Raw genomic sequence first — 22,505 nt, 5'->3', positions numbered from 1 at the left:
TGTAGAAAAATAGATCGGAGTGGGATGGAATGAATACGAATGGACCTTTTGTCCTTGCAGTGGACTGTGGGACCCAAAGCATTCGCGGGTTGGTCTTTGACAAAAAAGGGATCATTGTGGCCCAGGAAAAGCTGGTCTACGATCCGCCTTACGTTTCTGACCAGCCGGAGTGGGCGGAAAGAGATCCTGCCCTATATTATGAAGAGTTGGTGCAGATCCTCCGTACCCTTCGTGAAAAAAACGAAAAAATCATGGAAAGCATTGCAGGTTTGACCATCACCACACAGCGGGACACCACCATTGTTTTAGACAAGGATCTCAACGTATTGCGCCCGGCCATCCTTTGGTTGGATAAAAGAAAAATCAAGAAAGCAAGACCCATTCATCCCATCTACGAAGCAGGGACCCGGATCATCGGTATGAAAAAAACCATTGAAGATTTCAGCAAGACCACGCCGGCCCACTGGCTGATGGAAAATGAAAAGAACGTCTGGAAAAAAGTGCACAAGTACGTATTGTTGTCCACTTATCTGCACTATAAGATCACGGGGAAGCTGGTGGACTCCATTTCCGCCCAAACCGGACACATGCCCTTCAATTTTAAAAAGCAGGAATGGGAGGGACCTTTTGGCCTTAAGGGACAGATTTTTCAGATCCCCAAAAAAATGCTCTATCCCATACATCCAGCGGGAACTATATTGGGGAATGTGAGCGAAAGCTTCGCAAAAGACAGCGGTCTAGCAATAGGATTGCCCGTGTTGGCATCCGGGTCCGACAAAGCATGCGAAACCCTGGGGACGGGATGTGTCGATGAAAAAACGGCAAGCTTGTCCCTTGGTTCTCAGGCAACCATAGAAACCGCCAGCAGCCGTTATTACGAAGTTCAACCCTTTATTCCGCCCTTTCCATCGGCGATTCCAGGGATCTATAATCCGGAGATCACCGTGTATCGAGGTTTTTGGATGGTATCCTGGTTTCGGGACGAATTTGCATTTGAAGAAAAACTGGCATCCGAAAAGATGGGCATTCCAGCAGAAGAATTATTGAATCAACGCATCGACTCCATCGAACCGGGGTCCAAGGGACTCATGCTTCAACCGTTTTGGGGCAATGAGCTGACCCGACCGGAATCGAGAGGGGCCATTATTGGATTTAGCGAGGAGCACACCAAATATCATATTTACAGGGCGATCCTTGAAGGGATCGGTTATGCATTAAAAGAAGGGTTGTTGAAGATCGAAGCAAAATCCAAGGTGGAAGTCGAAAAGATTTCCATATCTGGAGGAGGTGCCCAGAGCGATATCATTTGTCAGATGATGGCGGACATTTTTGGCAGATCCATTTACAAAGTCCAAACTTCTGAGACCTCCGGCCTGGGAGCTGCCATTTGTGCGTTCGTAGGCTTGGGGGTTTATCCTGATTTTGAAACGGCTTCCAAAGAAATGATTCGAATCGTAGAGGGATACGTTCCGGACGAACGGAAAAAATCCATCTATCTGGACCTGTACGAGGGTGCTTACAAAAGATTATATCATCGGCTTAAACCGATCTACATGGCCATGGAAAAGATCGATGATATTGACAATCCATAAAATGTGGAATAAGATATAATTTAATTGCAAGTAAATAAGCAAAGTCTAACGGAAACAATATACAGGAGGATCAATAGGGCATGTCAAAAAACTCATATTTCAACATGGGCTTGGATGTTGGTTCAACCACCGTCAAGCTGGTGATACTGGATAAGGGAAAAATCATCTATAGTACGTACAAGCGCCATTTATCCAATATAAAATCAACGATCAAAGACATCATAGAGGAAGCCCATGATCAAGTGGGGGACATTTCCATTAAAGCATCCATCACTGGATCTGGAGGATTGTCCGTGTCCAAGTGGTTGGGGGTCAAATTTGTCCAGGAAGTCATTGCGTCCACCTTGGCGGTGGAAACCACCATACCGGACACGGATGTGGTCATCGAACTGGGTGGAGAAGATGCCAAGATCACTTTCTTCGGGACGTCCATCGAACAGCGGATGAACGGCACATGTGCCGGCGGAACCGGAGCGTTTATCGACCAGATGGCGTCCTTGCTGGAATGCGACGCGGCAGGTTTGAATACGCTGGCCAAGGATTATGGAGTACTCTATCCCATCGCATCCCGATGCGGCGTCTTTGCGAAAACCGATGTGCAACCATTGCTCAATGAAGGGGCAAAAAAAGAAGACATTGCTGCATCGGTATTTCAAGCGGTGGTGAATCAGACCATCAGCGGTTTGGCCTGCGGGAAACCCATCAAGGGGAACATTGCTTTTCTTGGAGGACCATTGTATTTTTTGTCGGAACTACGACAACGGTTTATTGAAACACTGGACTTGTCGGAGGATCAAATTCGATTTCCGGACAACTCTCAACTGTTTGTAGCATTGGGTGCTGCTTATGATTCTGAAGAGAATACGGAGATCGTATCTTTTGAGGGGTTGTTGGAAAAGACCCGTCAAATGGGAGATCTGCAACTAAAAGAAGTTCATCGAATGCCTCCGTTGTTTGCCGATGACTTGGAACTGGAAGAATTCCGGGCAAGACATCGAAAGGAACAAGTGAAAAGGCAGGAGTTGTCCTCCTATCAGGGCAAAGCTTTTTTGGGAATCGACGCCGGATCCACCACATCAAAAGCGGCACTGATCGGTGAAGATGGACAGATCTTGTATACTTATTACAGCGGAAACCAGGGAAGCCCCTTGAATCAGGCAAGGACCATCCTTGCGGAAGTATACGATCTACTTCCAGTGGACGTGCAGATCGTACATAGCGCAGTGACGGGATACGGTGAAGCGTTGATCAAGTCGGCTCTCAAGTTGGATGTTGGAGAAATTGAAACGATGGCCCATTACAAGGGGGCCAAATACTTCCAGCCTGAAGTGGACTTTATTCTGGACATTGGTGGCCAGGACATGAAGTGCATGAAGATCGTGGATGGTGTCATCGACAACATAGTATTGAATGAAGCATGTTCTTCCGGATGCGGTTCCTTTTTAGAAACTTTTGCCAAATCGTTGGGTATGAATGTAGAGGAATTTGCGGAAGCAGCTCTGACGGCAGCCCAACCCGTAGATTTGGGGACCCGTTGTACGGTCTTCATGAATTCCAGGGTCAAACAAGCCCAAAAGGAAGGGGCTACGGTTGGGGAAATATCCGCTGGTCTGTCCTATTCCGTCATCAAGAATGCATTGCAGAAGGTCATTAAAATTCGAAACGTGGATGAACTTGGCGATAAAATCGTTGTTCAGGGTGGAACGTTCTATAGTGACGCCGTGTTGCGAGCCATGGAACTGGTATCGGAAAGGACTGTCATTCGACCGGACATATCTGGGATCATGGGAGCTTTCGGTGCAGCCCTCATAGCCATGGAGCGCTATGAAGGCACTGGGGTCAGCACCATGCTCTCTGCAGAAGAGTTGAAAGATTTCACGGTGGATATCAGCTTTGGTCGATGCAAACGCTGCACCAACAATTGCCTGTTGACCATCAACAAGTTTCAAGACGGGCATCGGTTCATATCTGGAAATCGATGCGAAAAAGGTTTGGGGATCATCGGAGAAAGCAAAAAAATCACATTGCCGGACATGTACGAGTATAAAATCAACAAGCTTTCCTCCTACGACAAGCTGCCTCCATTGGAAAACGCCGTAGGCACCGTGGGGATCCCAAGGGCCTTGAACATGTATGAAAACTTCCCGTTTTGGGTCACATTTTTCCGCAGCTTGGGGTACAATGTTAAAGCTTCTCCTCACAGTTCCAAGGAAATTTTTGAGATGGGTATGGATACCATCCCATCTGAGTCTGTCTGTTATCCGGCGAAGCTGGTCCACGGACATATTGCCAGCTTGTTAAAAGATGATTTGGACATGGTGTTTTACCCCTGCATCCCTTATGAAGAAAAGGAGTTTGAAGGCGCAGACAACTCCTACAGCTGTCCCATCGTCACCTCCTATCCGGAGACCATCAAACACAACATGGACGCCATCAAAACGTCCAAGAGCGAATATGTGAATTTTTTCGTCACACTGGAGAATAAAGAACAAGCGAACAAGAAATTGATCCGGGAATTTGTGGGAAGAGGTTTTACGGAAGAGTTGGTGACCAAGGCATGTAAACAGGCCTGGGAAGAAAGGGAGAATTTCAGAAAAGACATACAGAAAAAAGGCGAAGAAACGCTGGAATTTATCAAAGAACATCAACTGAAGGGTATCGTCCTGGCCGGCAGACCCTACCATGTCGATCCGGAGATCCATCATGGGATCCCCGATCTCATCAAGGACCTGGGCATGGCCGTACTGACGGAGGATTCCGTTTCTCACTTGGGCGTTATAAAAGACTCTCTTCGGGTCCTGGACCAATGGAAATACCATACCCGTTTGTATGCAGCAGCAGAATTTGCCTCCCGTAACGAAAATTTGGAATTTGTCCAGCTGACATCTTTCGGGTGCGGCATCGATGCAGTGACCAGCGATCAGGCACAAGAGCTGCTCAAAGAAAAAGGCCGCATCTATACGTTGGTGAAGATCGACGAAGGAAACAACCTGGGAGCCATTCGGATCCGTTTGCGGTCCCTGAAAGCTGCCATGGACGATCGATTCAACAATAACTACGTGTTGAAGGAACAACCGAGAGTGATCCAATATCCGGAATTCACGAAACAAATGCGAAAAGACCATGTGATCCTGATCCCGCAAATGTCTCCTATACACTTCGAGTTTATCGAAGATGCCATGGGCAAGTCGGGATATCGAGTGGAGGTTTTGCCTGAGGTGGATAATCGTGCCATCGACGAAGGACTGAAATCCGTCAACAACGACGCCTGTTATCCCACAATTTTGGTTGTGGGACAAATGATGAATGCGCTGAAATCCGGGAAATACGATTTGAACAACGTATCTTTGGTCATGAGCCAGACGGGAGGTCCCTGCCGTGCGTCCAATTATGTAGGGATCTTGAGAAAAGCCCTGCAGGACGCAGGCATGGGTCATATCCCAGTCATCAGTGCCAACCTTACCGGTTTGGAGTCCAATCCCGGGTTTAAGCTGACACTGCCTTTGGTCAATCGAGCCATTATGGCCATGATCTATGGTGATTTGTTCCAACGGGTGGTTTATCGATGCCGGCCCTACGAGCAGGTTCCAGGGTCGGTGGACCGGTTGCACCGGAAATGGGCGGCTGTTGCAAAGCAAAACATCCGAAAGGGAAATTTGGTGGAATTTAAAAAAACGATCCAAAAGATCGTTCGAGAGTTCGACCAGATTCCCTTGATCGAAAAACAGAAGCCGAGAGTGGGGATCGTTGGGGAGATCCTGGTCAAATATCATCCCACTGCCAACAACAACATCATCAAAGTATTGGAGGAAGAAGGAGCAGAAGTCGTTGTTCCGGATATTTTGGACTTTTTCCTCTATTGTGCTTACAATAGCGTGTACAAACACAACGCCAGCATCGGATCCAGCAAAAAATCCAAGACCAACAGCAATCGCTTCATCGGTCTCATAGAATGGTACCGAAAGGCCATGAAAAATGCCTTGTTGAAAAGCGAACGATTCCGAGCACCTAGCGAGATCACCCACAAGGCGTCCTTGGCGCAAAAACTTATCGATCTGGGGAACCAGGGCGGAGAAGGATGGTTCCTGACTGGAGAAATGGTGGAGCTGATCGAGGACGGGATAGAAAACATCGTTTTGGTGCAACCATTTGCCTGCTTGCCCAATCATGTCATGGGAAAAGGGATGATGAAGCCCATTCGGGAAGAATATCCTTACGCAAACATTGCAGCCATCGATTATGACCCGGGTGCCAGTGAAGTAAATCAATTGAATCGAATCAAATTGATGCTGGCCGTTGCCAACAAAAACATTAAAAAGAAAAACGATAAAAAGGTTAAAGAAGCAAAAGTGTAAGCTTTTGCTTCTTTTTTCCGTTATTGGGTAAAAAATTAAAAAAGCGTTGCGATGTGCAAAAAAAATGTGTGAAAAATTATTGACAAGAGGGTTTTTACAAGTTATCATGTAGATGAAATCAATATCAGAGTATGAAATTTGTTTCAGGGAGTTGGTGAAATGGAATATCGTTATGATTTGCGGTTGATCGTCCGTTGTGTGAAAATGCATTACGAGGAAAATCTTAAGCAAAACGAAATTGCAGATCGACTGGGCATTTCAAAAGCAACGGTATCTCGCATCATCAACTATGCAAAGGAAGTTGGCATCGTTGAATATAAAATCAACACCCCCTATCCGGAAGAGATCCTTTGGCTGGAAAAGGAACTGGAAAAAAAATACCGACTCATGGAAGTCATCATCGCCGATGTGGAATCGGACGATGAATGGGAAATAAAGCGGGCCATAGCACGAGAAGCCGCCAAGTATTTGAATCGAATCTTGAAACCGGGAATGCTGGTGGGTGTTTCTAGCGGTACTACCTTGGCAGAGATCCCCCGATACATCGAAAACAACAAGATCAACGACTACACATTTGTTCCCATGGTTGGGGGAAATGGACAATACATCCCCAAGATCCAAACAAACAACATCGCTCTAAATTTTGCCCGGGTTTTCAAGGCGGATGCAAAAATACTTCATGCACCGGCGATGGTGGAACGTATTGAGAACAAGCGCATGCTGGTGGAAGATCCAGGGATCAAAAATGTGTTGTCCTTAACAGAGAAACTGGATGTGGCCTTGATGGGGATCGGTAGTTCTTCTCTGCAGTCTACAGTAAAAATGATCGCAGAATTTTTGAATCACGAAGAACTCGCCCAGATCCAGGATAAGGGAGCCGTTGCCGACGTTTGCAACATCTTTGTGGATAAAGATGGAAATGGTGAGGGATTCGAGTCCAATGACCGGGTCATCGGCGTAACGCTGGAAAACATCAAAAAGACCCCGATCCGCGTAGGAGTCGCCGGACACATGAGCAAAATGGACGCGATCTGCGGTGTCGTTAAAACTAAAATAATAAACGTTTTGATAACCGATATAGGAGTAGCCAAAGCACTGGTAGAAAGAGGGTAGAGTTCTTCAAATGGATAATATGGTAAAACTGGTATTTGTCTTTTTCGGAATGATGGTCGTTCAAGGCGGCATGACTTTTTTTCAGATAAAAAACTATCAAAAGAACGCCAAAGAAATACGGATGATCGGCGACATGCTGGTCGGCCAGGCCAAGGGTGGTTTCAAACCTGGCTGTATCGTCATGATGGCCCTGGATCCGGACGGGAACATTTTGGAAACCCGTTGCATGTTGGGAAGGACCGTCTTGCACAAATTCAAGGTGATCCATGATTTTGATGGAAGAAATGTTTTTGAGACAGATCCCTGGGTAAAAAAAATCAAGAGCGAGCAATTGAAAAAAGCGGTCAAGACCGCCATTACCACTATGATGGAACAATTGGAAGCAAAAAAACTGGCAGACTTGGAAGCATTAGAAGATGAAACATCAACAGATTCCGTTACTGAATAAAATTCTGGTTAATGACAGAAAGAAATTTCTGTTAAATATATCAACAAGGAGGATATTAGATGGATTTTTTAGCTGGTTTAGCTGAAGGTTTTATCGGTTTGTTCAATGCCGGTGGAGCTACCTTCATGGGATTGGTCACAGGAATCATTCCGACTTTGGTCGTGTTGATCACCTTCGTCAATTCCATCATCATGATCGTTGGGGAGGAGAAGGTCGAGCGCTTTGCCAAGAAAATGACGGGCAATTTCTTTACAAGATACACCGTCTTCCCGTTTCTTGCTGTGTTCTTTCTGACCAACCCGATGGCTTACACTTTCGGGAAGTTTTTGGAGGAAAAATACAAGCCTGCATTCTATGATGCTGCTGTATCTTTCGTACATCCGATCACCGGATTGTTCCCCCATGCCAATGCAGGGGAGTTGTTCGTATGGTTGGGTATTTCTCAAGGGATCACTCAATTGGGACTGGGGATCTCCGAGTTGGCGGTTCGATATCTGATCGTAGGACTTATCGTAATACTCATTCGCGGTATCGTAACTGAGAGAATCACCATCATGATGATGTCCAGAAGGGAGGCGGAATAATATGGCTTATAATGCAATTCGACTTGAAAAAGGAAAAGCTGGTTGGGGTGGCCCGTTGGTCATCAAACCTGATGAAAAAAGAAATGTAGTATTGTCCGTCACCGGAGGAGGCATCGACCCAGTATCGCAAAGAATCGCAGAGCTTTCTGGTGCCAGAGTCGTGGATGGTTTCGCTACCACTGTAGCGGATGAAGAAGTGTTTGTTGCCGTTGTAGACTGTGGCGGCACCGCCCGTTGTGGTGTTTATCCCAAAAAAGGCGTGTACACCGTCAACTTGACGCCCGTAGGCCAATCTGGACCGCTGGCGCAATACATCAAGGAAGACATTTACGTATCCGGAGTCAAAGTGGAAAACGTAACATTGGCAGACGAAGGAGCAACCGTCAGTCAAGCAGCGAAGGCAACGGAAGATGCACCGAAAGCCGCTGCATCCGCGGCTGCAGGCAATCAAAAGAAAAGCGGTCTGATCGTACGACTGGGTAAATCTGTTGGAGGCGTTGTAAACAAGTTCTTCTCAGCAGGAAAGCAAACGGTTCAAATGGTCATCAACAACATTCTGCCTTTCATGGCATTCGTATCCATGTTGATCGGTATCATTTCCGAGTCTGGTATCGGTAATATCATTGCACAAGCCATTGCTCCTATATCAGGAAGTCTGATAGGACTGTTGATCGTTTGTATTGTCTGCGCATTGCCGTTCCTGTCGCCGATCTTGGGACCAGGTGCTGTAATCGCACAGGTAGTCGGCGTGTTCTTGGGCGTTGAAATTGGAAAAGGAAACATTCCTCCTCAATACGCTTTGCCGGCATTGTTTGCCATCAACCCGCAAGTTGGTTGCGACTTTGTACCTGTAGGTTTGAGTTTGGGAGAAGCAACTCCTGAAACCGTTGAAATCGGAGTTCCGGCCGTATTGTTCTCCCGATTGATCACCGGACCAATTTCCGTAGTGATCGCATTTTTGTTCAGCTTTGGATTGTTTTAAAAAATGGAAAGAAAACGGTGCGGCTTGCCGCACCTTCTTTCTTCACTATTTTAGGGGATAGGATACATAGAATTTTTGTTAATTTTAAAATCGAAAATAAATGCCTGAATTTGGTATACATACATATAGTGGATCATAAAATCGTAATTCAAGCTCAGTCGAGCATAAGTGGATAGAAGCGTTGACAAAGGTCAAAAAACAAAGGAGGATTGCTATGAAGTACAATGTAAAAGTCACCGGATTCGGAGACATGGCGTTGGATTTCTTGTCGGAAAACATGCTCATCATATTTAATGAGAACGCCCCGGCGGAATTGAAGGAGATTTCTGTATGGCATGAAATTTCGGAGTTGGCTTCGGAAGTACAAGTTGGAGATTTGATGGATATTGCCGGCAAGGAATATTTTGTCACTGCTGTCGGAGATGAAGCAAATCACACACTAAAAACCATGGGACATTGTTCCCTGCGTTTTGACGGAGCAGAAGAACCTCAATTGCCGGGAACGGTTCATTTGAAAGGTGACGGAGTACCGGAAATCGAGATCGGATCGAGTATCATTATCTTTTAAGGAGGAAACGAAATGTTGAATTTGAATCGCAAATTGAGAGCGTTGGAAGAAGCAGGAAAGCCGATCAAACTGGGTTTGGTGGGAGCAGGGCAAATGGGAAAGGGCATGGTCAGCCAAATCATGAAAATGAAAGGCATGATCCCGGCCATCGTTGTTGACATCAATGTGGATAACGCCATTGAGTCCTACACACTGACCGGTATCGCCAGAGACGAGATCGTGGTCACCGACCTGTTGTCGGAAGCAAATGTTGCCATGGAACAAGGCAAATACGTGGCATCCGCCAATGCAGATATCCCTGCAGCAGCAAACTTGACGGATGTCGTTGTGGATGCGACTGGCGTACCGGATGTTGGCGCAAAGATCGCCATTGATGCCATCATGAACAAAAAGCATGTCGTTATGCTTAATGTGGAAACGGACGTGGTTATTGGCGCTTATTTGAAAAAAATGGCGGATAATGCAGGCGTCATATATACCGGATCTGCCGGAGACGAGCCTGGTGCCGTTATGGAACTGTATGATTTTGCCGATGGAATGGGAATGGACATCGTCGCCATCGGAAAAGGCAAAAACAACCCGGTCGTAGCCGGATGCAACCCGGATACCGTACGGGAGCAAGCCATCAACAGCGGCGTTAGCCCCAAAATGCTTACTGCATTCAAAGATGGCACGAAAACAATGGTGGAAATGACCGCCATGGCTAATGCCACTGGATATCTCCCGGATGTTCGAGGCGGACACGGACCATCTGCTGTCGTCAATGAATTGCCAGGGATTTTCCAACTGAAAGAAAACGGAGGGATCTTGAGCAGTACAAAGATCGTTGATTACGTCAACGGAGTTGCACCTGGAGTATTTGTCATCGTTACGACAGATCTTCCCCAGATCCACCATGAAATGCAATATTTGAGCATGGGACCGGGACCGAATTATGTCTTGTTCCGACCATATCATCTGACCAGCCTGGAAACTCCCTTGTCTGCTGCAAGAGCAGTCATCTACAATGAGCCCACCATCGTTCCATTGCCTGGAAAACCGGTGGCAGAGACCATCACCGTTGTGAAGAAAGACCTGGCCGCTGGAGACATGCTGGATGGCATCGGAGGATTTACAGTGTTTGGCACATTCGAAGAGTATGAAACGGCAAAAGCAGAAAGAGCGGTTCCATTGGGACTGATCACAAAGAATACCAAATTGCTCAAACCGAAGAAGACAGGCGAGATCATTACTTATGATGATATCGAACTGGACAAGACAACACTGATCTACAAACTTCGTGAATTGCAGGAAACATTGATCGGATAATCGAATAAACGAGCCAGTGTAAAATGTGTAGGCCGCAAAGAACCGACTCTTGAGTTGGGTTCTTTGCGGTTTTCTGTTTTAGCGGAAGATCCTGTGGTAAGATGAATATGAAGAAACCAATAATCATACGGAAAGAGGTTACTATAGTGAATTTAAAAAACGTGGAATGCTTTCTTTTGGACATGGACGGAACCATTTATCTTGGAAATGAACTCATACCAGGGGCAAAAGAATTTTTACATAGAATCAAGGCAGAAGGAAAAAGTTATTTGTTTCTTACGAACAATTCCTCCAAAGACAAGGAGGCATATGTAAGAAAACTTTCCAACATGGGTATTGAAGCCACATTAGATGATGTTTTTTCTTCCGGAGACGCTACCATTCACTACTTGAAAAAACATACGGATCACAAGCACTTGTTTTTGCTTGGGACCCCAGCCCTGGAACAGTCTTTTCGGAAAGCGGGTTTTAAAGTATACAATGAAAGAAACGAAAATGTGGAATGTGTTGTCCTTGGATTCGATACGACCCTGACCTACGACAAACTTTGGGCAGCTTGCGATTACGTCCGGGAACTTCCCTACATCGCTACTCATCCGGACTTCAACTGTCCATTGGAAGGGGGCAAGTTCATGCCGGACATCGGTGCCATGATCGCGTTTATAAAAGCAGCTACGGAGAAGGAACCCGTTGTGATCGGGAAGCCCAAAACCCACATGTTGGATGCCATTTTGGAGATCTACGGATTGGACAAAACGACGGTGGCCATGGTGGGAGATCGGCTCTACACGGATATAAAAATGGGAGAAGACCTGGGTATCACCTCTGTTTTGGTGTTGTCCGGAGAAACCTCCATGGAAGATTACCAGGCGTCGCCGATCCAGGCGGATTTCATCTTTGATTCTGTGGATGAAATGAAAGATCAAATCTAGTTGCCAAGGAGGGCTTTATCAATGAAAAAGTACGAAGAATTGTTGAACAGAGAATTGGAATGTGAGTGTGGAAGAAAGCATTTTGTTCCCATCAAGGAAGTGGATTTCGGATTCAAACCAGACCAAATCGGCGCCATCGTGAAACGATTGGTGGACGGCAATGCCCTTTTGGTGGTGGTGGATCATCATACGGACGAGCAGATCAACGACCAAGTTGTTGGCATATTGAGAGAAGAAGGATACGACATTTCTGTCATTCGATTTATGGATACGAAGCTGGTCCCGGATGAACGTGCAGTAGGAGCCATCCTCATGGAATCGATGCGGAACACCAAGGGTATCGTAGCAATCGGTTCCGGAACCATCAATGATCTCGCCCGTTTTGTTGGTAGCCGTATGGATTGTCCGGTGATCAGCATTGCAACAGCGCCATCCATGGACGGCTATGCGGCAGCCGGATCTTCCCTGGTCGTCAAAGGAGCGAAAAAAACGTTGAAAGGAGTACCGGTAACAGCCATTTATGGCGATCTTGATGTGGTGGCAGGCGCTCCTTATGAGATGATCCAGGCAGGTTTTGGAGACATAATCGGTAAAAAGACTTCCCTGGCAGACTGGGCCTTGTCCAGAGTGGTCACTGGAGAGTACTGGTGTGACGATATCGTATCTTTGGTGGAAGATGCGGCAGATGCTTGTATTGAAAATGGAGAAGCCATTGCCTTTCGGGAAAGAGAAGCCATCGAAAAATTGATCGATGCCCTCGTTCTATCTGGAATCGCCATGTCACTGGCGGATGATACCAGACCGGCCTCTGGGGGAGAACACCTGATATCTCACTATATGGTAATGAAAGACATAGAGAAGGGGAAGATCATTCCCTCCCATGGAATCACGGTGGCATTTGGCACCTTGGTCGTCAGCAGCCTGTATGAGTTTCTTATGAACCATCCCGTGTTCAAGGCAAGAGATGATGCGGCTGAAATCGTGGAAGCGATCCATCCATATCTGCCATCCGTAAAGCAAACAGAAGAATGGTTGAATGTGATCGGTTTGTCCTTGGAGCCCTCCGGATACGAAGTGGACAAAACATTGTTGAGAGAATTGGTAACAAATGCAGGCTTCATCCGCGATCGTTTCACTATTTTCACTTTTTTGAACCAACTGCATCTCTTGGATGAAGCGGCGGATCACGTAGTTCGACGATGGTATCCATAGTGCAACCTGAAGGGGACCATTTCCAGGTTTTCGAAGGGAAAGATGGAAGAAAGGTTTGTATTTTACCTCAATTAAATCTATAATAGAGTTATACGAAAACGGAAGGTTGGAGGTAGAACCTATGGAAGATAAAGATCGGGTAAAAGGAAATGTTATCGTCAGTGAAGATGTGATCTCTTCGATCGCCGCTTCTGTCGTTTCAGATGTGGAAGGTGTTGCAAATCTGCATCATGGGTTGACAGGAGGCATAGCGGAAAAGCTTGGGAAGAAAAATGCGAAAACCATACGTGTCTTGCAGAAGGACGATGATGTGACCATTGAACTATCCGTCGACGTAGAATTTGGTGTACAGATTCAAAAGGTTGCAAAGAAGATCCAACAAAAGGTGAAAAGTGCCGTAGAAGCCATGACGGGAGCCACGGTCATGGAGGTAAACGTCAATGTAGAAGGTGTCCGAATGACGCCGAAACATACGGATTGACCATATATGCCGCCCTTCAAGATCTTGCTGAAGGGCGGTATTTTTACCCCGCGAAAGGAATGGAGGAGTAAGTTTGAGTAGAAAAACTGCAAGAGAGATGGTTTTGAAAACAGCATTTCAGTTGAGTTTTGAAGCCAATCCGGAAAAGATCCCATTGGAGGATCTATTGGAAATGGAGCTGGAAGAAGGAAATTTGGTACAGCTGAAAGAACCGGATAAAGAGTACGTCAACGAGATCATCGACGGGATCCAGCGAGAAAAAGAATATTTGGACGAACAAATCAATGCACATTTGGTCAATTGGAGGATGGATCGGTTGAACAACCTGGATGCAGCGGTATTGCGCATCGCAGCCTATGAGATCCTCTTTCACAAGGAAACACCAAGAGCAGTAGTGATCAATGAATCATTGAATCTGATTGCAAAATTTGGGGATGCCGGATCCACGAAATACATCAATGCCGTTTTGGACAAAATCGGCCATGAATAATCTTCTTTTTGCAGGTTTGGATACCAGCAACTACACCACCAGTTTGGCAGTAGTGGACGAACAGGGGAGTCGGATCGTGGATCGTCGAATACCCCTTCAAGTGGAGTTGGGGGAACGGGGGCTGCGACAACAAGAAGCAGTCTTTCAACATATTCGAAACCTATCGGCACTGGTGGAAGACATACATGATTTGCATGGTGAGATCCAGACCGTCACATCCAGCACAAAACCGAGGATGGAGACAACTTCCTACATGCCTGTATTCGAGGTTTCCAAAAATGTCGGAATATTTCTATCCGGCATGACAGATGCCTCTTGGCTGGAGACATCCCATCAAAGAGGACATCTGCGGGTCGCATTGGAAGGGGTCGACGAGGATCCCGTTTCCTTCATCGGACTTCATATCAGCGGGGGGACGACGGAAGTGCTGACTGGAAACTATGCCAGGGGCATCCTGGAAGAGATGATCCTTGGGGGGACCTCGGATATCAGTGCCGGCCAGTTGATCGATCGGATCGGTGTCAAAATGGGGTTTGCCTTTCCCGCAGGGAAGCAAATGGACCAACTCATGGAGGCTTCAAAGCTGGAGGAATACAAGAAGTCATATCGATATAAAGGTTTCTTTAAAGACGGAATCATGAATTTATCCGGATTGGAAAATCATTTGACACAACGTCTGGAACATGGAGATCCCCTGGATCACATTGCCTATGGAACTTTTCGAAATGTGGCGGAAGTATTGGAGAGGGCCATTCTCCATTATGCTGGATCGGAGAAGAAAAAAACGGTCTTGCTGACAGGAGGCGTTGCCGCCAACACCCTTATTCGTGAATATTTAATGGAACATTTGTCGCAAAAAGATATAAAACCCATTTTCTGCAGTAAAAAGGATTGTACCGATAATGCAGTCGGTGCTGCATTGATCGGATTGGATGCATACAAAAGGAGCAACCGATGAAACAGCGAGTGATGAGCGTCGGGAAACTGACGAAATACATTAAAACAATTTTTGAAAATGACCCGATCCTGCGAAACGTTTTAGTGGAAGGGGAAATTTCCAATTTCAAGCTTCATTCTTCCGGCCATGCCTATTTTAGTCTGAAGGATGGAGAAGGAAGGATCCAGTGCGTCATGTTTCGAAATGTGGCTGTTCAAGCTCCGGATCTAAAGGATGGAGACCAGGTCATTCTTCGCGGAAGCGTCAGCGTTTATGAAAAAAATGGTCAATATCAGCTCTACGTACAGCAGTGTGAAAAAAAGGGATTGGGTGACTTGTATGTAGAGTTTGAAAAAATGAAGACAGCGTTGGACGCCTTGGGGTGGTTTGACAGGGATCGAAAAAAAGACTTGCCCTACCTTCCTCATTCCATTGGCATCGTTACTTCGCCTACGGGGGCCGCCATTCGGGACATGATCACGGTGATCACCCGAAGGTTTCCAAACATGGAGATCCAATTGTATCCGGTGTCCGTTCAGGGAGATCGGGCTCCGGGAGAAATAAGCCAAGCCATCGACTTTTTTAATGATCAGAAAGAAGTGGAAGTGATCATCGTTGGAAGAGGTGGTGGATCCATAGAAGAGTTGTGGGCGTTCAACGAACGGATCGTTGCAGAAAGCATCCATCGATCGAGGATACCGGTCATCAGTGCCGTAGGTCATGAAACGGATTTTACCATTTCAGATTTTGTAGCAGATCTGCGGGCACCTACTCCCTCCGCAGCAGGAGAACTGGCGGTGCCTTCCATGGAGGAGCAAAAACAACGGCTCCATCAGTTTAAAAAGAGGCTGACCACCGATGCCATTGCCAAGCTCAAGTATCAAAAGGATCGGATCCATCGTTTAAAAAACAGCTATTATTTTGGAAAACCGGAGATGTTTTATGTTCAAAACATACAACGGCTGGATGTATTGCAATCGCAATTGACGGATCGCTTTCACGAATATCTGACGAAAGAGACGAATCGTATTGGAGCATTGGAACTGAAATTGAAGGGATATGATCCCCAATCCATTTTACGTCGTGGTTATGCAGCAGTTAAAAATCAAGAAGGTGATTTTGTCACCGGTCCACAGGACTTGAACGTGGGAGATCCGGTAGAGCTGGTATTTGCATCCGGCAGTGCAACGGCAAAAATCATCGGAAAAGGAAGTGAAAAATCATGAAAAAACAGTCCTATGAGGATCGTGTCAAACGGATCGAAGAAATCGTCAAACGGATCGAAACCAACCAGCCGACCATGGAAGAAAGCGTTGCATTGTTCGAAGAAGGCATGGAATTGGTGCGTTTGTGTGAAGAAGAACTGGAATCGACCCAGCAAAAGGTGGTCAAATTGGCTGCCGGCAAAGACGGGACGATCAAAGAACCTTTTGGCGAGGTGGATTCATGATATTTTTAGAGGAATTGGACAGGAAAAGGGCGTATATAGAAGTGAACCTTGCATGTCGCATGGAAGAATTAAAAGGAAAGATCCCGACCCCCCTTTTTGAATCCATGGAGTACAGCCTGTTGGCGGGAGGAAAGCGGATACGTCCCATGTTGCTCCTGGAAATGGCCGGTTCCATGGAGGGGTCGTTGCCTTTGGCATTGGCATTGGAGATGATCCATACCTATTCGTTGATCCACGATGACCTGCCTGCCATGGACAATGATTCCATGAGACGAGGCAAACCCACCAATCATATGGTTTATGGAGAACAAATAGCCATTCTGGCGGGAGACGGATTGTTGAATTTTGCCTTCGAAACGTTATTGGACGGGATTCCCCGATCCCATGCCGACAGGTACTTGGCGGCCATGAGAATAGTCGCAGAAGCTGCCGGGGTACAGGGAATGGTAGGAGGTCAGGCCGATGATGTTCAAAACGAAGGGAACATCCAAGACATCGATACACTGGAGAGCATCAACAAAAGGAAAACAGGTGCACTGATCAAAGCCTCCGTCATGGCTGGAGCCATTATGGCCAACAAGACGAAGGAGCAACTAAAGTATTTGGAGCAGTACAGTGAAAACATCGGGCTGGTGTTTCAAATCGTTGACGACTTGTTGGACATCACCGGAGATGCATCGCGAACCGGGAAAGAAACGGGAAATGACTCCAAAAACAACAAGATCACCTATCCGGGATTTTATGGTTTGGAAAAGACGGTAAAAATCGTGGACGAACTGTACCACCAATCCTTGGACTGCCTGCACAAGTCTGGGATTTCCAATGATTTTTTGGTGGAATTGACAGGGTTCATCTGCAACCGGGACTACTGAGGTTGATTGTAAATAAATATGCAGTATGATATAATTTTATTGATTATATGGTGGTGCAGTATTCTAGTCAGATCTATCGCTTCTCAAGGCGGGGCTAAAAATCCGTCGAAGGGCACATCGATGAAGTTTCTTGTATTGGCTTTCGACGCCCAGTTGGGGGCTTTTACAGGGAGTAAAGGGAGACGGGGCGATCCGCAATGGCATGCGGGCGTGGACCCTGCTTCCGCGGAGACCCGAGCAATCGGGAGAAACCTGCCGAAATGTTTTGCTTGCGCAAGATATGGATGCAGCGTAGCCTGCCTTGAGTGAGACAGGGAGATGATGGGATCAGTCTATTCGGCTTGAGAGCTCCAAGCCAATGGGTATTGCTCGTCGAAACCTGTCTTGCAAAAGAGGCTAGGAAGCGATGTGACTGTTGAGGAAAACTCCTAGACTGTTCCGCAGGAAGTGCAGCAAGGATTACAGTGTGTACTAAGTGGCAATCCAGCCTCATTTTTGGTGACAAAATGAAAAAAGGGCAAGGGAAACCGCCGGTTTGGTGACGAATCGGTCTCTTTTTGGGAAAACCTGCTGGACCTAAGGCGCAAAGTTTACTTGTTGCACTGCCACCATATTTTATTATGATATGAGGGATGGTATTGAATTCGAAAGAGGTGCCCAAGAGGCGCACAAAACAATCTACAAAAGAATTGAAACTGCAGAGACAACGAAGATGGATGATTTTCATTACCATCTGGACGTTTTTTTTGTCCATCGGCATCAATCTGATCACGGAACTTTTTATCCAAAATACAAAAATTTTGTTTTCAGTCAGTATTCTAATCACAATAGTTGCTATTGGGATTTTTTTTGATATGGTGGGAATTGCGGTCGCCTCTGCCAACATGACCCCTTTCAATTCCATGGCGGCAAACCGGGTCCGGGGTGCCAGGGAAGCGGTGGGGATCGTCAAAAATGCAAGTCAGGTTTCCAATTTCTGCAACGATGTGATCGGAGACATCTGTGGCATCGTCAGTGGGGCAACGGCGATCAGCATCGTGTACCAAATTGGCAGTTCGTATAATTTGCGGGACACGACCATACTGGTGATCATCATCAATGGGTTTGTCGCAGCTTTCACGGTCGGTGGGAAAGCATTTGGAAAGAATATTGCTATGGAACACAACACGCAGATCGTGTATCGATTTGGCTCTGTATTGGCTTTTCTAAAACACCCGATGGAATTTAGAAAAGGGGGGAAAGGCAGTGTCTAGACTGGATGTATATCTTCATGAGAATGGTTTTTTTGACAGTCGGGAATCGGCGAAAAGGAACATCATGGCAGGCAACGTGACAGTCAACGGCCAAATCGTCGATAAGGCGGGAACCAAAGTAAAAGACGATGATCAAATCGACGTTCGAGAAAAAGACTGTCCATATGTTAGCCGGGGTGGATTGAAATTAAAAAAAGCCATGGACCGCTTTGGCATTGATTTAAAAGACAAGGTTGCCATGGATGCCGGTGCGTCCACCGGCGGCTTTACGGATTGCATGCTGCAAAATGGAGCGGCCAAGGTGTATGCCATCGACGTGGGATATGGGCAACTAGATTGGAAGCTTCGGAGTGATCCACGGGTCATCTCCATGGAACGGACGAATTTTCGTTATTTGACCTATGAAGAAATTGGAGAAAAAGTGGATTTTTTTGTCATGGATGTTTCCTTTATTTCTGTAACAAAGCTGATCCCATCCATGCTTCTCTTTTTAAAGGCAGGGGCATTGGCCGTAGTTTTGATCAAGCCGCAATTTGAGGCAGGCAAGGATAAAGTGGGAAAGCACGGGATCGTAAAAAGCGAAGAGGTCCATCGGGAAGTTTTGGAAACAACGCTGAAAGCGTTTGTCGAAAATGGCCTGAAGCCCATCGGATTGGATTTTTCACCGATCAAAGGAGCAAAAGGAAATATCGAATATCTGGTTTTATTGGAGAATTCTTCTCCGGAGGATGAAGAGTGGTCTGCAGAAATCGATTTGGTGGTAAAAAACGCCCAAAGCACCTTGTAATAAATATGTGACATTATATAATAAATATAGATCGGTGACGGAGGCTGTTTATGAAAAGAATAGGGTTGTACATCAATCCCAGCAAAAGCCATAGTTTTGAAAATGCACGGATCGCCATCAAAATGCTCAAAGACGCCGGCAAATTCGTCTATGTATCGGAAAACGCAAAACGGGAGATCCAGGATCAAGAGATCGATAACGACGACGTGGAAATGTTTGATAAGTCGGATGCGATCATCGTTTTTGGCGGTGATGGAACCATCCTGGAAGCTGTTCGAAAAATGGGGGAGCGAAAGATCCCCTTGTTTGGTGTGAATTACGGGAACCTGGGGTTCATGGCGGAAGTGGAAGAAAAAAGCATGGTGGATAGCATCCAGCGACTTCTTGAAAAGGATTATTTTGTGGAGGAACGCATGATGATCGACTTGGAAATCGATGGATTTGATGCCAAGGAGCATGGATTCACTGCTTTGAACGACGTGGTGATCAGCAGGGGAGCCAATACCAGGTTGATCGACATCCGGGTCTATGGAAACGATACGTTGATCGAAGAGTATCGAGCGGATGGATTGATCGTTGCCACACCTACAGGATCGACGGCATATTCTCTTTCTGCAGGAGGTCCCATTATTGAACCAACCAATGATAGTGTATATGTCATTACACCCATTTGTCCCCACTCCCTCCATAATCGAAGCATTGTGCTGGATGCAGCCAATACCATACGTGTTGAAGCCGATTCAAAAGACAACAATATGATCGTGGCGGTGGATGGGCAGAAGTTTCTCGAGATCAATCATAAACCCATTCTTATAAAGAAATCGCTGACCAATGTCAAGTTGATCAAATTCAAGGAGTATAATTTCTTTAACATCTTACGAAAAAAACTATCCGAACGGATCTAGATCCAACGGTACGAGGAGAGAATCTATGAAATCAGAACGTCAGGAAAAAATTCTGGAGCTTATCGAATCCAATCAAATCGAGACCCAGGAAGAATTGGCGACAAAATTGAAAGATCTGGGGTTCAATGTGACCCAGGCGACCGTATCTCGAGACATCAAGGAATTGCGGCTGATCAAAATAATGGGGTCCGGAGGATCTTATCACTATGCGTCCTTCAAAGAAAACAACAGTCAGATGAATGAACGAATCGTGAATGTTTTTCGCGAATCGGTGATCAGTGTGGACCACAGCGGCAACCTGGTGATCTTGAAGACTTTTTCGGGAGCTGCCATGGCCGCTTCTGTAGCAGTAGATTCGCTGGAGTGGCCGGAAATCGTTGGATGTCTGGCAGGAGACGATACCATATTTGTCGCTATTCGAGAACAGGAACAGGTAATGCCGGCAATGGAGAAGTTCAAGAAATTGACTAAATAAAACCGGGTGGTGAACCATGCTCGCGGAATTGAATATTAAAAACTACGCTTTGATCGACAATTTGTGCATGGAATTTGAGCCGGGACTCAACGTACTCACAGGAGAAACCGGTGCGGGAAAATCCATCATCATCAATGCCTTGATGATGGTATTGGGTGCCCGAGGAAGCCGGGAAATGATCCAGACAGGGAAAGACCGGCTGGTGGTGCAAGCAGAATTTTTTCATAAGATCGTACCAGATAACTTGAAAAAAGTAATGGATGCCATGGGGATCGAGGTGGAAGGATCGTTGATCCTTTATCGCGAACTCCATGAGAATGGCCGCAATGTTTGTCGTGTCAACGGCATGATGGTCACGGTTTCCGATTTGAAAAAAGTGGGAGATCAGCTGGTGGACATACATAGCCAACGAGATCATAATTTGATCTTGAACCGGGAGGAACATCTTGGGATCCTGGATTCCTACGGAGCAGAAGCCATACAAGAAAAGAAACAACAGACGGAAACGGCTCATGATAACTGGTATAAACTGCGCCAAGAAAAACGGGCCATGTTGGAAGCCATCCAACGCGGAGAAAGAGAACTGGAAATGTATCGATTCCAGCACAAGGAGATCGATGCCCTTTCCTTTGAACCGGATGAAGACGAACGTTTGGAAGAGCGAATCAAAATCTTGAGTCATGCAGAAGTTCTTTTCCGCAATGCAATCCAGGTTTACGAATCCCTTTATGGCAGAGAAAATGCTGCATTGGGTCTCCTTTTTCAAGCCAAGAAAGATCTGGAGGAAATGGAACGGATCGACGGCCTTCTAAAGGACGCAGGTCGTCGTCTCGAAGAAATGATCATCGAATTGGAAGACATCAGTTTTTTTATAAGAAACTACAAAGAAGGAATTGCCTTTGACGATGAAGAACTGAATCAGGCCCAGAGCAAACTCAACAAACTCAACGGATTGAAAAGAAAATACGGGTTTGATTTGACACAGGTTTTGGCGTATAAAGAAGAACTGAAGGAAAAGATCCAGCGGATCGAGGGAAAAGACGAATTTTTGGACCAACTGGAGAAAGCACTGGATCAAGCAAAAAATGATTATTTGGAAGCAGCCGGCCAGCTTCACGAAGAAAGAAAGAAGGTGGGCCGTGATTTTCAAGGAAAAATCAACGAACAACTCCACCAGCTTGCCATGCCTGAAAGCGATGTGGACATCAGCATTGAATGGTCAGAGGGTGAATCTTCCTTTTCCCCAACAGGTTCCGATCTGGTGGAGTTTTTTATCCGAACCAACAAGGGAGAAGCCCATAAACCATTGATCAAAATCGCATCCGGTGGGGAAGTGTCAAGGATCATGCTGGCCATTAAAAGCATCATCGGATTGACCATGGGAACCAAGTGCCTGGTTTTTGATGAAGTGGATACAGGCATCAGCGGAAAAGCCGCCGGTTCCGTTGGAGCGAAACTGGAAGGTCTGAGCCGCCACGCCCAGGTGATCGCCATCACCCATTTGCCGCAAATTGCATCCATGGCGCCTACCCATTTCGAAGTAACAAAAGATTCCACCGGAGAAAAAACAAAAACTATTTTCCGAAAGTTGGGACCTGACGATCGAATACGAGCTCTGGCTGTTATGATGGATGGCAAAGATACCCCGAAAAGCAGAGAGCTTTCCATGGAATTGTTGAAGCGAAACGATCTTCTGTAAATACAAAAAAAAACAACATCGTTATCTTTTAAACAAACTTCAGCTGTGATAGAATGATAAAT

21 protein-coding genes are annotated in these 22,505 nt (G+C 46.2%); all 21 read left to right on the top strand.

What is annotated here, in order from left to right:
* The first annotated feature begins 29 nt into the window (after positions 1-29).
* The 21 genes from J0B03_RS02395 (at position 30) to recN (ending at position 22,443) form a co-directional block, all read left to right on the top strand.
* Complete coding sequence (locus J0B03_RS02395) at positions 30-1,592, top strand: FGGY-family carbohydrate kinase (protein WP_207300291.1); 1,563 nt, start codon at positions 30-32, stop codon at positions 1,590-1,592.
* Positions 1,593-1,672: 80 nt separating this feature from the next.
* Positions 1,673-5,947 (top strand): 2-hydroxyacyl-CoA dehydratase, encoded by a 4,275-nt coding sequence (locus tag J0B03_RS02390; protein ID WP_207300290.1) that lies wholly within the window; start codon positions 1,673-1,675, stop codon positions 5,945-5,947.
* A 159-nt stretch (positions 5,948-6,106) separates the two neighbouring features.
* Positions 6,107-7,060 (top strand): sugar-binding transcriptional regulator, encoded by a 954-nt coding sequence (locus tag J0B03_RS02385; protein WP_207300289.1) that lies wholly within the window; start codon positions 6,107-6,109, stop codon positions 7,058-7,060.
* A 10-nt stretch (positions 7,061-7,070) separates the two neighbouring features.
* On the top strand, positions 7,071-7,508 hold the full coding sequence (locus tag J0B03_RS02380; RefSeq protein WP_207300288.1) for a transcriptional regulator GutM: 438 nt from the start codon (positions 7,071-7,073) through the stop codon (positions 7,506-7,508).
* Between the two features lie 59 nt (positions 7,509-7,567).
* On the top strand, positions 7,568-8,092 hold the full coding sequence (gene srlA, locus J0B03_RS02375) for a PTS glucitol/sorbitol transporter subunit IIC (RefSeq protein WP_207300287.1): 525 nt from the start codon (positions 7,568-7,570) through the stop codon (positions 8,090-8,092).
* A gap of 1 nt (position 8,093) precedes the next feature.
* Positions 8,094-9,074 carry a PTS glucitol/sorbitol transporter subunit IIB gene (gene srlE, locus J0B03_RS02370; protein ID WP_207300286.1) on the top strand — a complete coding sequence of 327 codons (981 nt, stop codon included), beginning with the start codon at positions 8,094-8,096 and terminating at the stop codon, positions 9,072-9,074.
* A 214-nt stretch (positions 9,075-9,288) separates the two neighbouring features.
* The gene (locus J0B03_RS02365; protein WP_207300285.1) at positions 9,289-9,642 is read left to right on the top strand and encodes a PTS glucitol/sorbitol transporter subunit IIA; all 354 of its coding nucleotides are present in this window, start codon (positions 9,289-9,291) and stop codon (positions 9,640-9,642) included.
* Positions 9,643-9,654: 12 nt separating this feature from the next.
* The gene (locus J0B03_RS02360; RefSeq protein ID WP_207300284.1) at positions 9,655-10,950 is read left to right on the top strand and encodes an NAD(P)H-dependent oxidoreductase; all 1,296 of its coding nucleotides are present in this window, start codon (positions 9,655-9,657) and stop codon (positions 10,948-10,950) included.
* Positions 10,951-11,096: 146 nt separating this feature from the next.
* Positions 11,097-11,882, top strand: a complete 786-nt coding sequence (locus tag J0B03_RS02355; protein WP_246798165.1) for an HAD-IIA family hydrolase — start codon at positions 11,097-11,099, stop codon at positions 11,880-11,882.
* A gap of 21 nt (positions 11,883-11,903) precedes the next feature.
* The gene (locus tag J0B03_RS02350) at positions 11,904-13,094 is read left to right on the top strand and encodes a sn-glycerol-1-phosphate dehydrogenase (protein WP_207300283.1); all 1,191 of its coding nucleotides are present in this window, start codon (positions 11,904-11,906) and stop codon (positions 13,092-13,094) included.
* A 121-nt stretch (positions 13,095-13,215) separates the two neighbouring features.
* Positions 13,216-13,575: an Asp23/Gls24 family envelope stress response protein gene (locus tag J0B03_RS02345; protein ID WP_207300282.1), complete on the top strand. Its 360-nt coding sequence runs from the start codon at positions 13,216-13,218 to the stop codon at positions 13,573-13,575.
* A 73-nt stretch (positions 13,576-13,648) separates the two neighbouring features.
* Entirely contained in the window at positions 13,649-14,065 is a 417-nt protein-coding gene (gene nusB, locus J0B03_RS02340; protein ID WP_207300281.1) for a transcription antitermination factor NusB, read from the top strand.
* On the top strand, positions 14,058-15,023 hold the full coding sequence (locus J0B03_RS02335; RefSeq protein WP_207300280.1) for a Kae1-like domain-containing protein: 966 nt from the start codon (positions 14,058-14,060) through the stop codon (positions 15,021-15,023). The genes nusB and J0B03_RS02335 overlap by 8 nt, the downstream gene beginning before the upstream one ends.
* Entirely contained in the window at positions 15,020-16,228 is a 1,209-nt protein-coding gene (gene xseA, locus J0B03_RS02330) for an exodeoxyribonuclease VII large subunit (RefSeq protein ID WP_207300279.1), read from the top strand. Before J0B03_RS02335 ends, xseA begins: the two co-directional genes overlap by 4 nt.
* Positions 16,225-16,452, top strand: coding sequence for an exodeoxyribonuclease VII small subunit (xseB, locus tag J0B03_RS02325; protein ID WP_207300278.1), 228 nt, complete (start codon positions 16,225-16,227; stop codon positions 16,450-16,452). The genes xseA and xseB overlap by 4 nt, the downstream gene beginning before the upstream one ends.
* Positions 16,449-17,324 carry a polyprenyl synthetase family protein gene (locus J0B03_RS02320; RefSeq protein WP_207300277.1) on the top strand — a complete coding sequence of 292 codons (876 nt, stop codon included), beginning with the start codon at positions 16,449-16,451 and terminating at the stop codon, positions 17,322-17,324. The genes xseB and J0B03_RS02320 overlap by 4 nt, the downstream gene beginning before the upstream one ends.
* Positions 17,325-17,962: 638 nt before the next feature.
* The gene (locus tag J0B03_RS02315) at positions 17,963-18,577 is read left to right on the top strand and encodes a hypothetical protein (protein WP_207300276.1); all 615 of its coding nucleotides are present in this window, start codon (positions 17,963-17,965) and stop codon (positions 18,575-18,577) included.
* The gene (locus J0B03_RS02310) at positions 18,570-19,364 is read left to right on the top strand and encodes a TlyA family RNA methyltransferase (protein ID WP_207300275.1); all 795 of its coding nucleotides are present in this window, start codon (positions 18,570-18,572) and stop codon (positions 19,362-19,364) included. The genes J0B03_RS02315 and J0B03_RS02310 overlap by 8 nt, the downstream gene beginning before the upstream one ends.
* Positions 19,365-19,414: 50 nt before the next feature.
* Complete coding sequence (locus J0B03_RS02305) at positions 19,415-20,269, top strand: NAD(+)/NADH kinase (RefSeq protein ID WP_207300274.1); 855 nt, start codon at positions 19,415-19,417, stop codon at positions 20,267-20,269.
* Between the two features lie 25 nt (positions 20,270-20,294).
* A complete protein-coding gene (locus tag J0B03_RS02300) occupies positions 20,295-20,744 on the top strand; it encodes an arginine repressor (protein ID WP_207300273.1) in 450 nt (149 codons plus the stop codon).
* Between the two features lie 16 nt (positions 20,745-20,760).
* Positions 20,761-22,443, top strand: a complete 1,683-nt coding sequence (gene recN, locus J0B03_RS02295) for a DNA repair protein RecN (protein ID WP_207300272.1) — start codon at positions 20,761-20,763, stop codon at positions 22,441-22,443.
* Positions 22,444-22,505: the final 62 nt, after the last annotated feature.

It is taken from the genome of Alkalibacter rhizosphaerae (genome assembly GCF_017352215.1).
Taxonomy (GTDB): domain Bacteria; phylum Bacillota; class Clostridia; order Eubacteriales; family Alkalibacteraceae; genus Alkalibacter; species Alkalibacter rhizosphaerae.
This window is presented reverse-complemented; position numbering and strand designations above follow the sequence as displayed.

Coding starts and splice junctions, on each gene's coding strand:
- J0B03_RS02395 (WP_207300291.1), top strand. CDS start 30: ATGAATACGAATGGACCTTTTGTCCTTGCAGTGGACTGTGGGACCCAA.
- J0B03_RS02390 (WP_207300290.1), top strand. CDS start 1,673: ATGTCAAAAAACTCATATTTCAACATGGGCTTGGATGTTGGTTCAACC.
- J0B03_RS02385 (WP_207300289.1), top strand. CDS start 6,107: ATGGAATATCGTTATGATTTGCGGTTGATCGTCCGTTGTGTGAAAATG.
- J0B03_RS02380 (WP_207300288.1), top strand. CDS start 7,071: ATGGATAATATGGTAAAACTGGTATTTGTCTTTTTCGGAATGATGGTC.
- srlA (WP_207300287.1), top strand. CDS start 7,568: ATGGATTTTTTAGCTGGTTTAGCTGAAGGTTTTATCGGTTTGTTCAAT.
- srlE (WP_207300286.1), top strand. CDS start 8,094: ATGGCTTATAATGCAATTCGACTTGAAAAAGGAAAAGCTGGTTGGGGT.
- J0B03_RS02365 (WP_207300285.1), top strand. CDS start 9,289: ATGAAGTACAATGTAAAAGTCACCGGATTCGGAGACATGGCGTTGGAT.
- J0B03_RS02360 (WP_207300284.1), top strand. CDS start 9,655: ATGTTGAATTTGAATCGCAAATTGAGAGCGTTGGAAGAAGCAGGAAAG.
- J0B03_RS02350 (WP_207300283.1), top strand. CDS start 11,904: ATGAAAAAGTACGAAGAATTGTTGAACAGAGAATTGGAATGTGAGTGT.
- J0B03_RS02345 (WP_207300282.1), top strand. CDS start 13,216: ATGGAAGATAAAGATCGGGTAAAAGGAAATGTTATCGTCAGTGAAGAT.
- J0B03_RS02335 (WP_207300280.1), top strand. CDS start 14,058: ATGAATAATCTTCTTTTTGCAGGTTTGGATACCAGCAACTACACCACC.
- xseA (WP_207300279.1), top strand. CDS start 15,020: ATGAAACAGCGAGTGATGAGCGTCGGGAAACTGACGAAATACATTAAA.
- xseB (WP_207300278.1), top strand. CDS start 16,225: ATGAAAAAACAGTCCTATGAGGATCGTGTCAAACGGATCGAAGAAATC.
- J0B03_RS02320 (WP_207300277.1), top strand. CDS start 16,449: ATGATATTTTTAGAGGAATTGGACAGGAAAAGGGCGTATATAGAAGTG.
- J0B03_RS02305 (WP_207300274.1), top strand. CDS start 19,415: ATGAAAAGAATAGGGTTGTACATCAATCCCAGCAAAAGCCATAGTTTT.
- J0B03_RS02300 (WP_207300273.1), top strand. CDS start 20,295: ATGAAATCAGAACGTCAGGAAAAAATTCTGGAGCTTATCGAATCCAAT.
- recN (WP_207300272.1), top strand. CDS start 20,761: ATGCTCGCGGAATTGAATATTAAAAACTACGCTTTGATCGACAATTTG.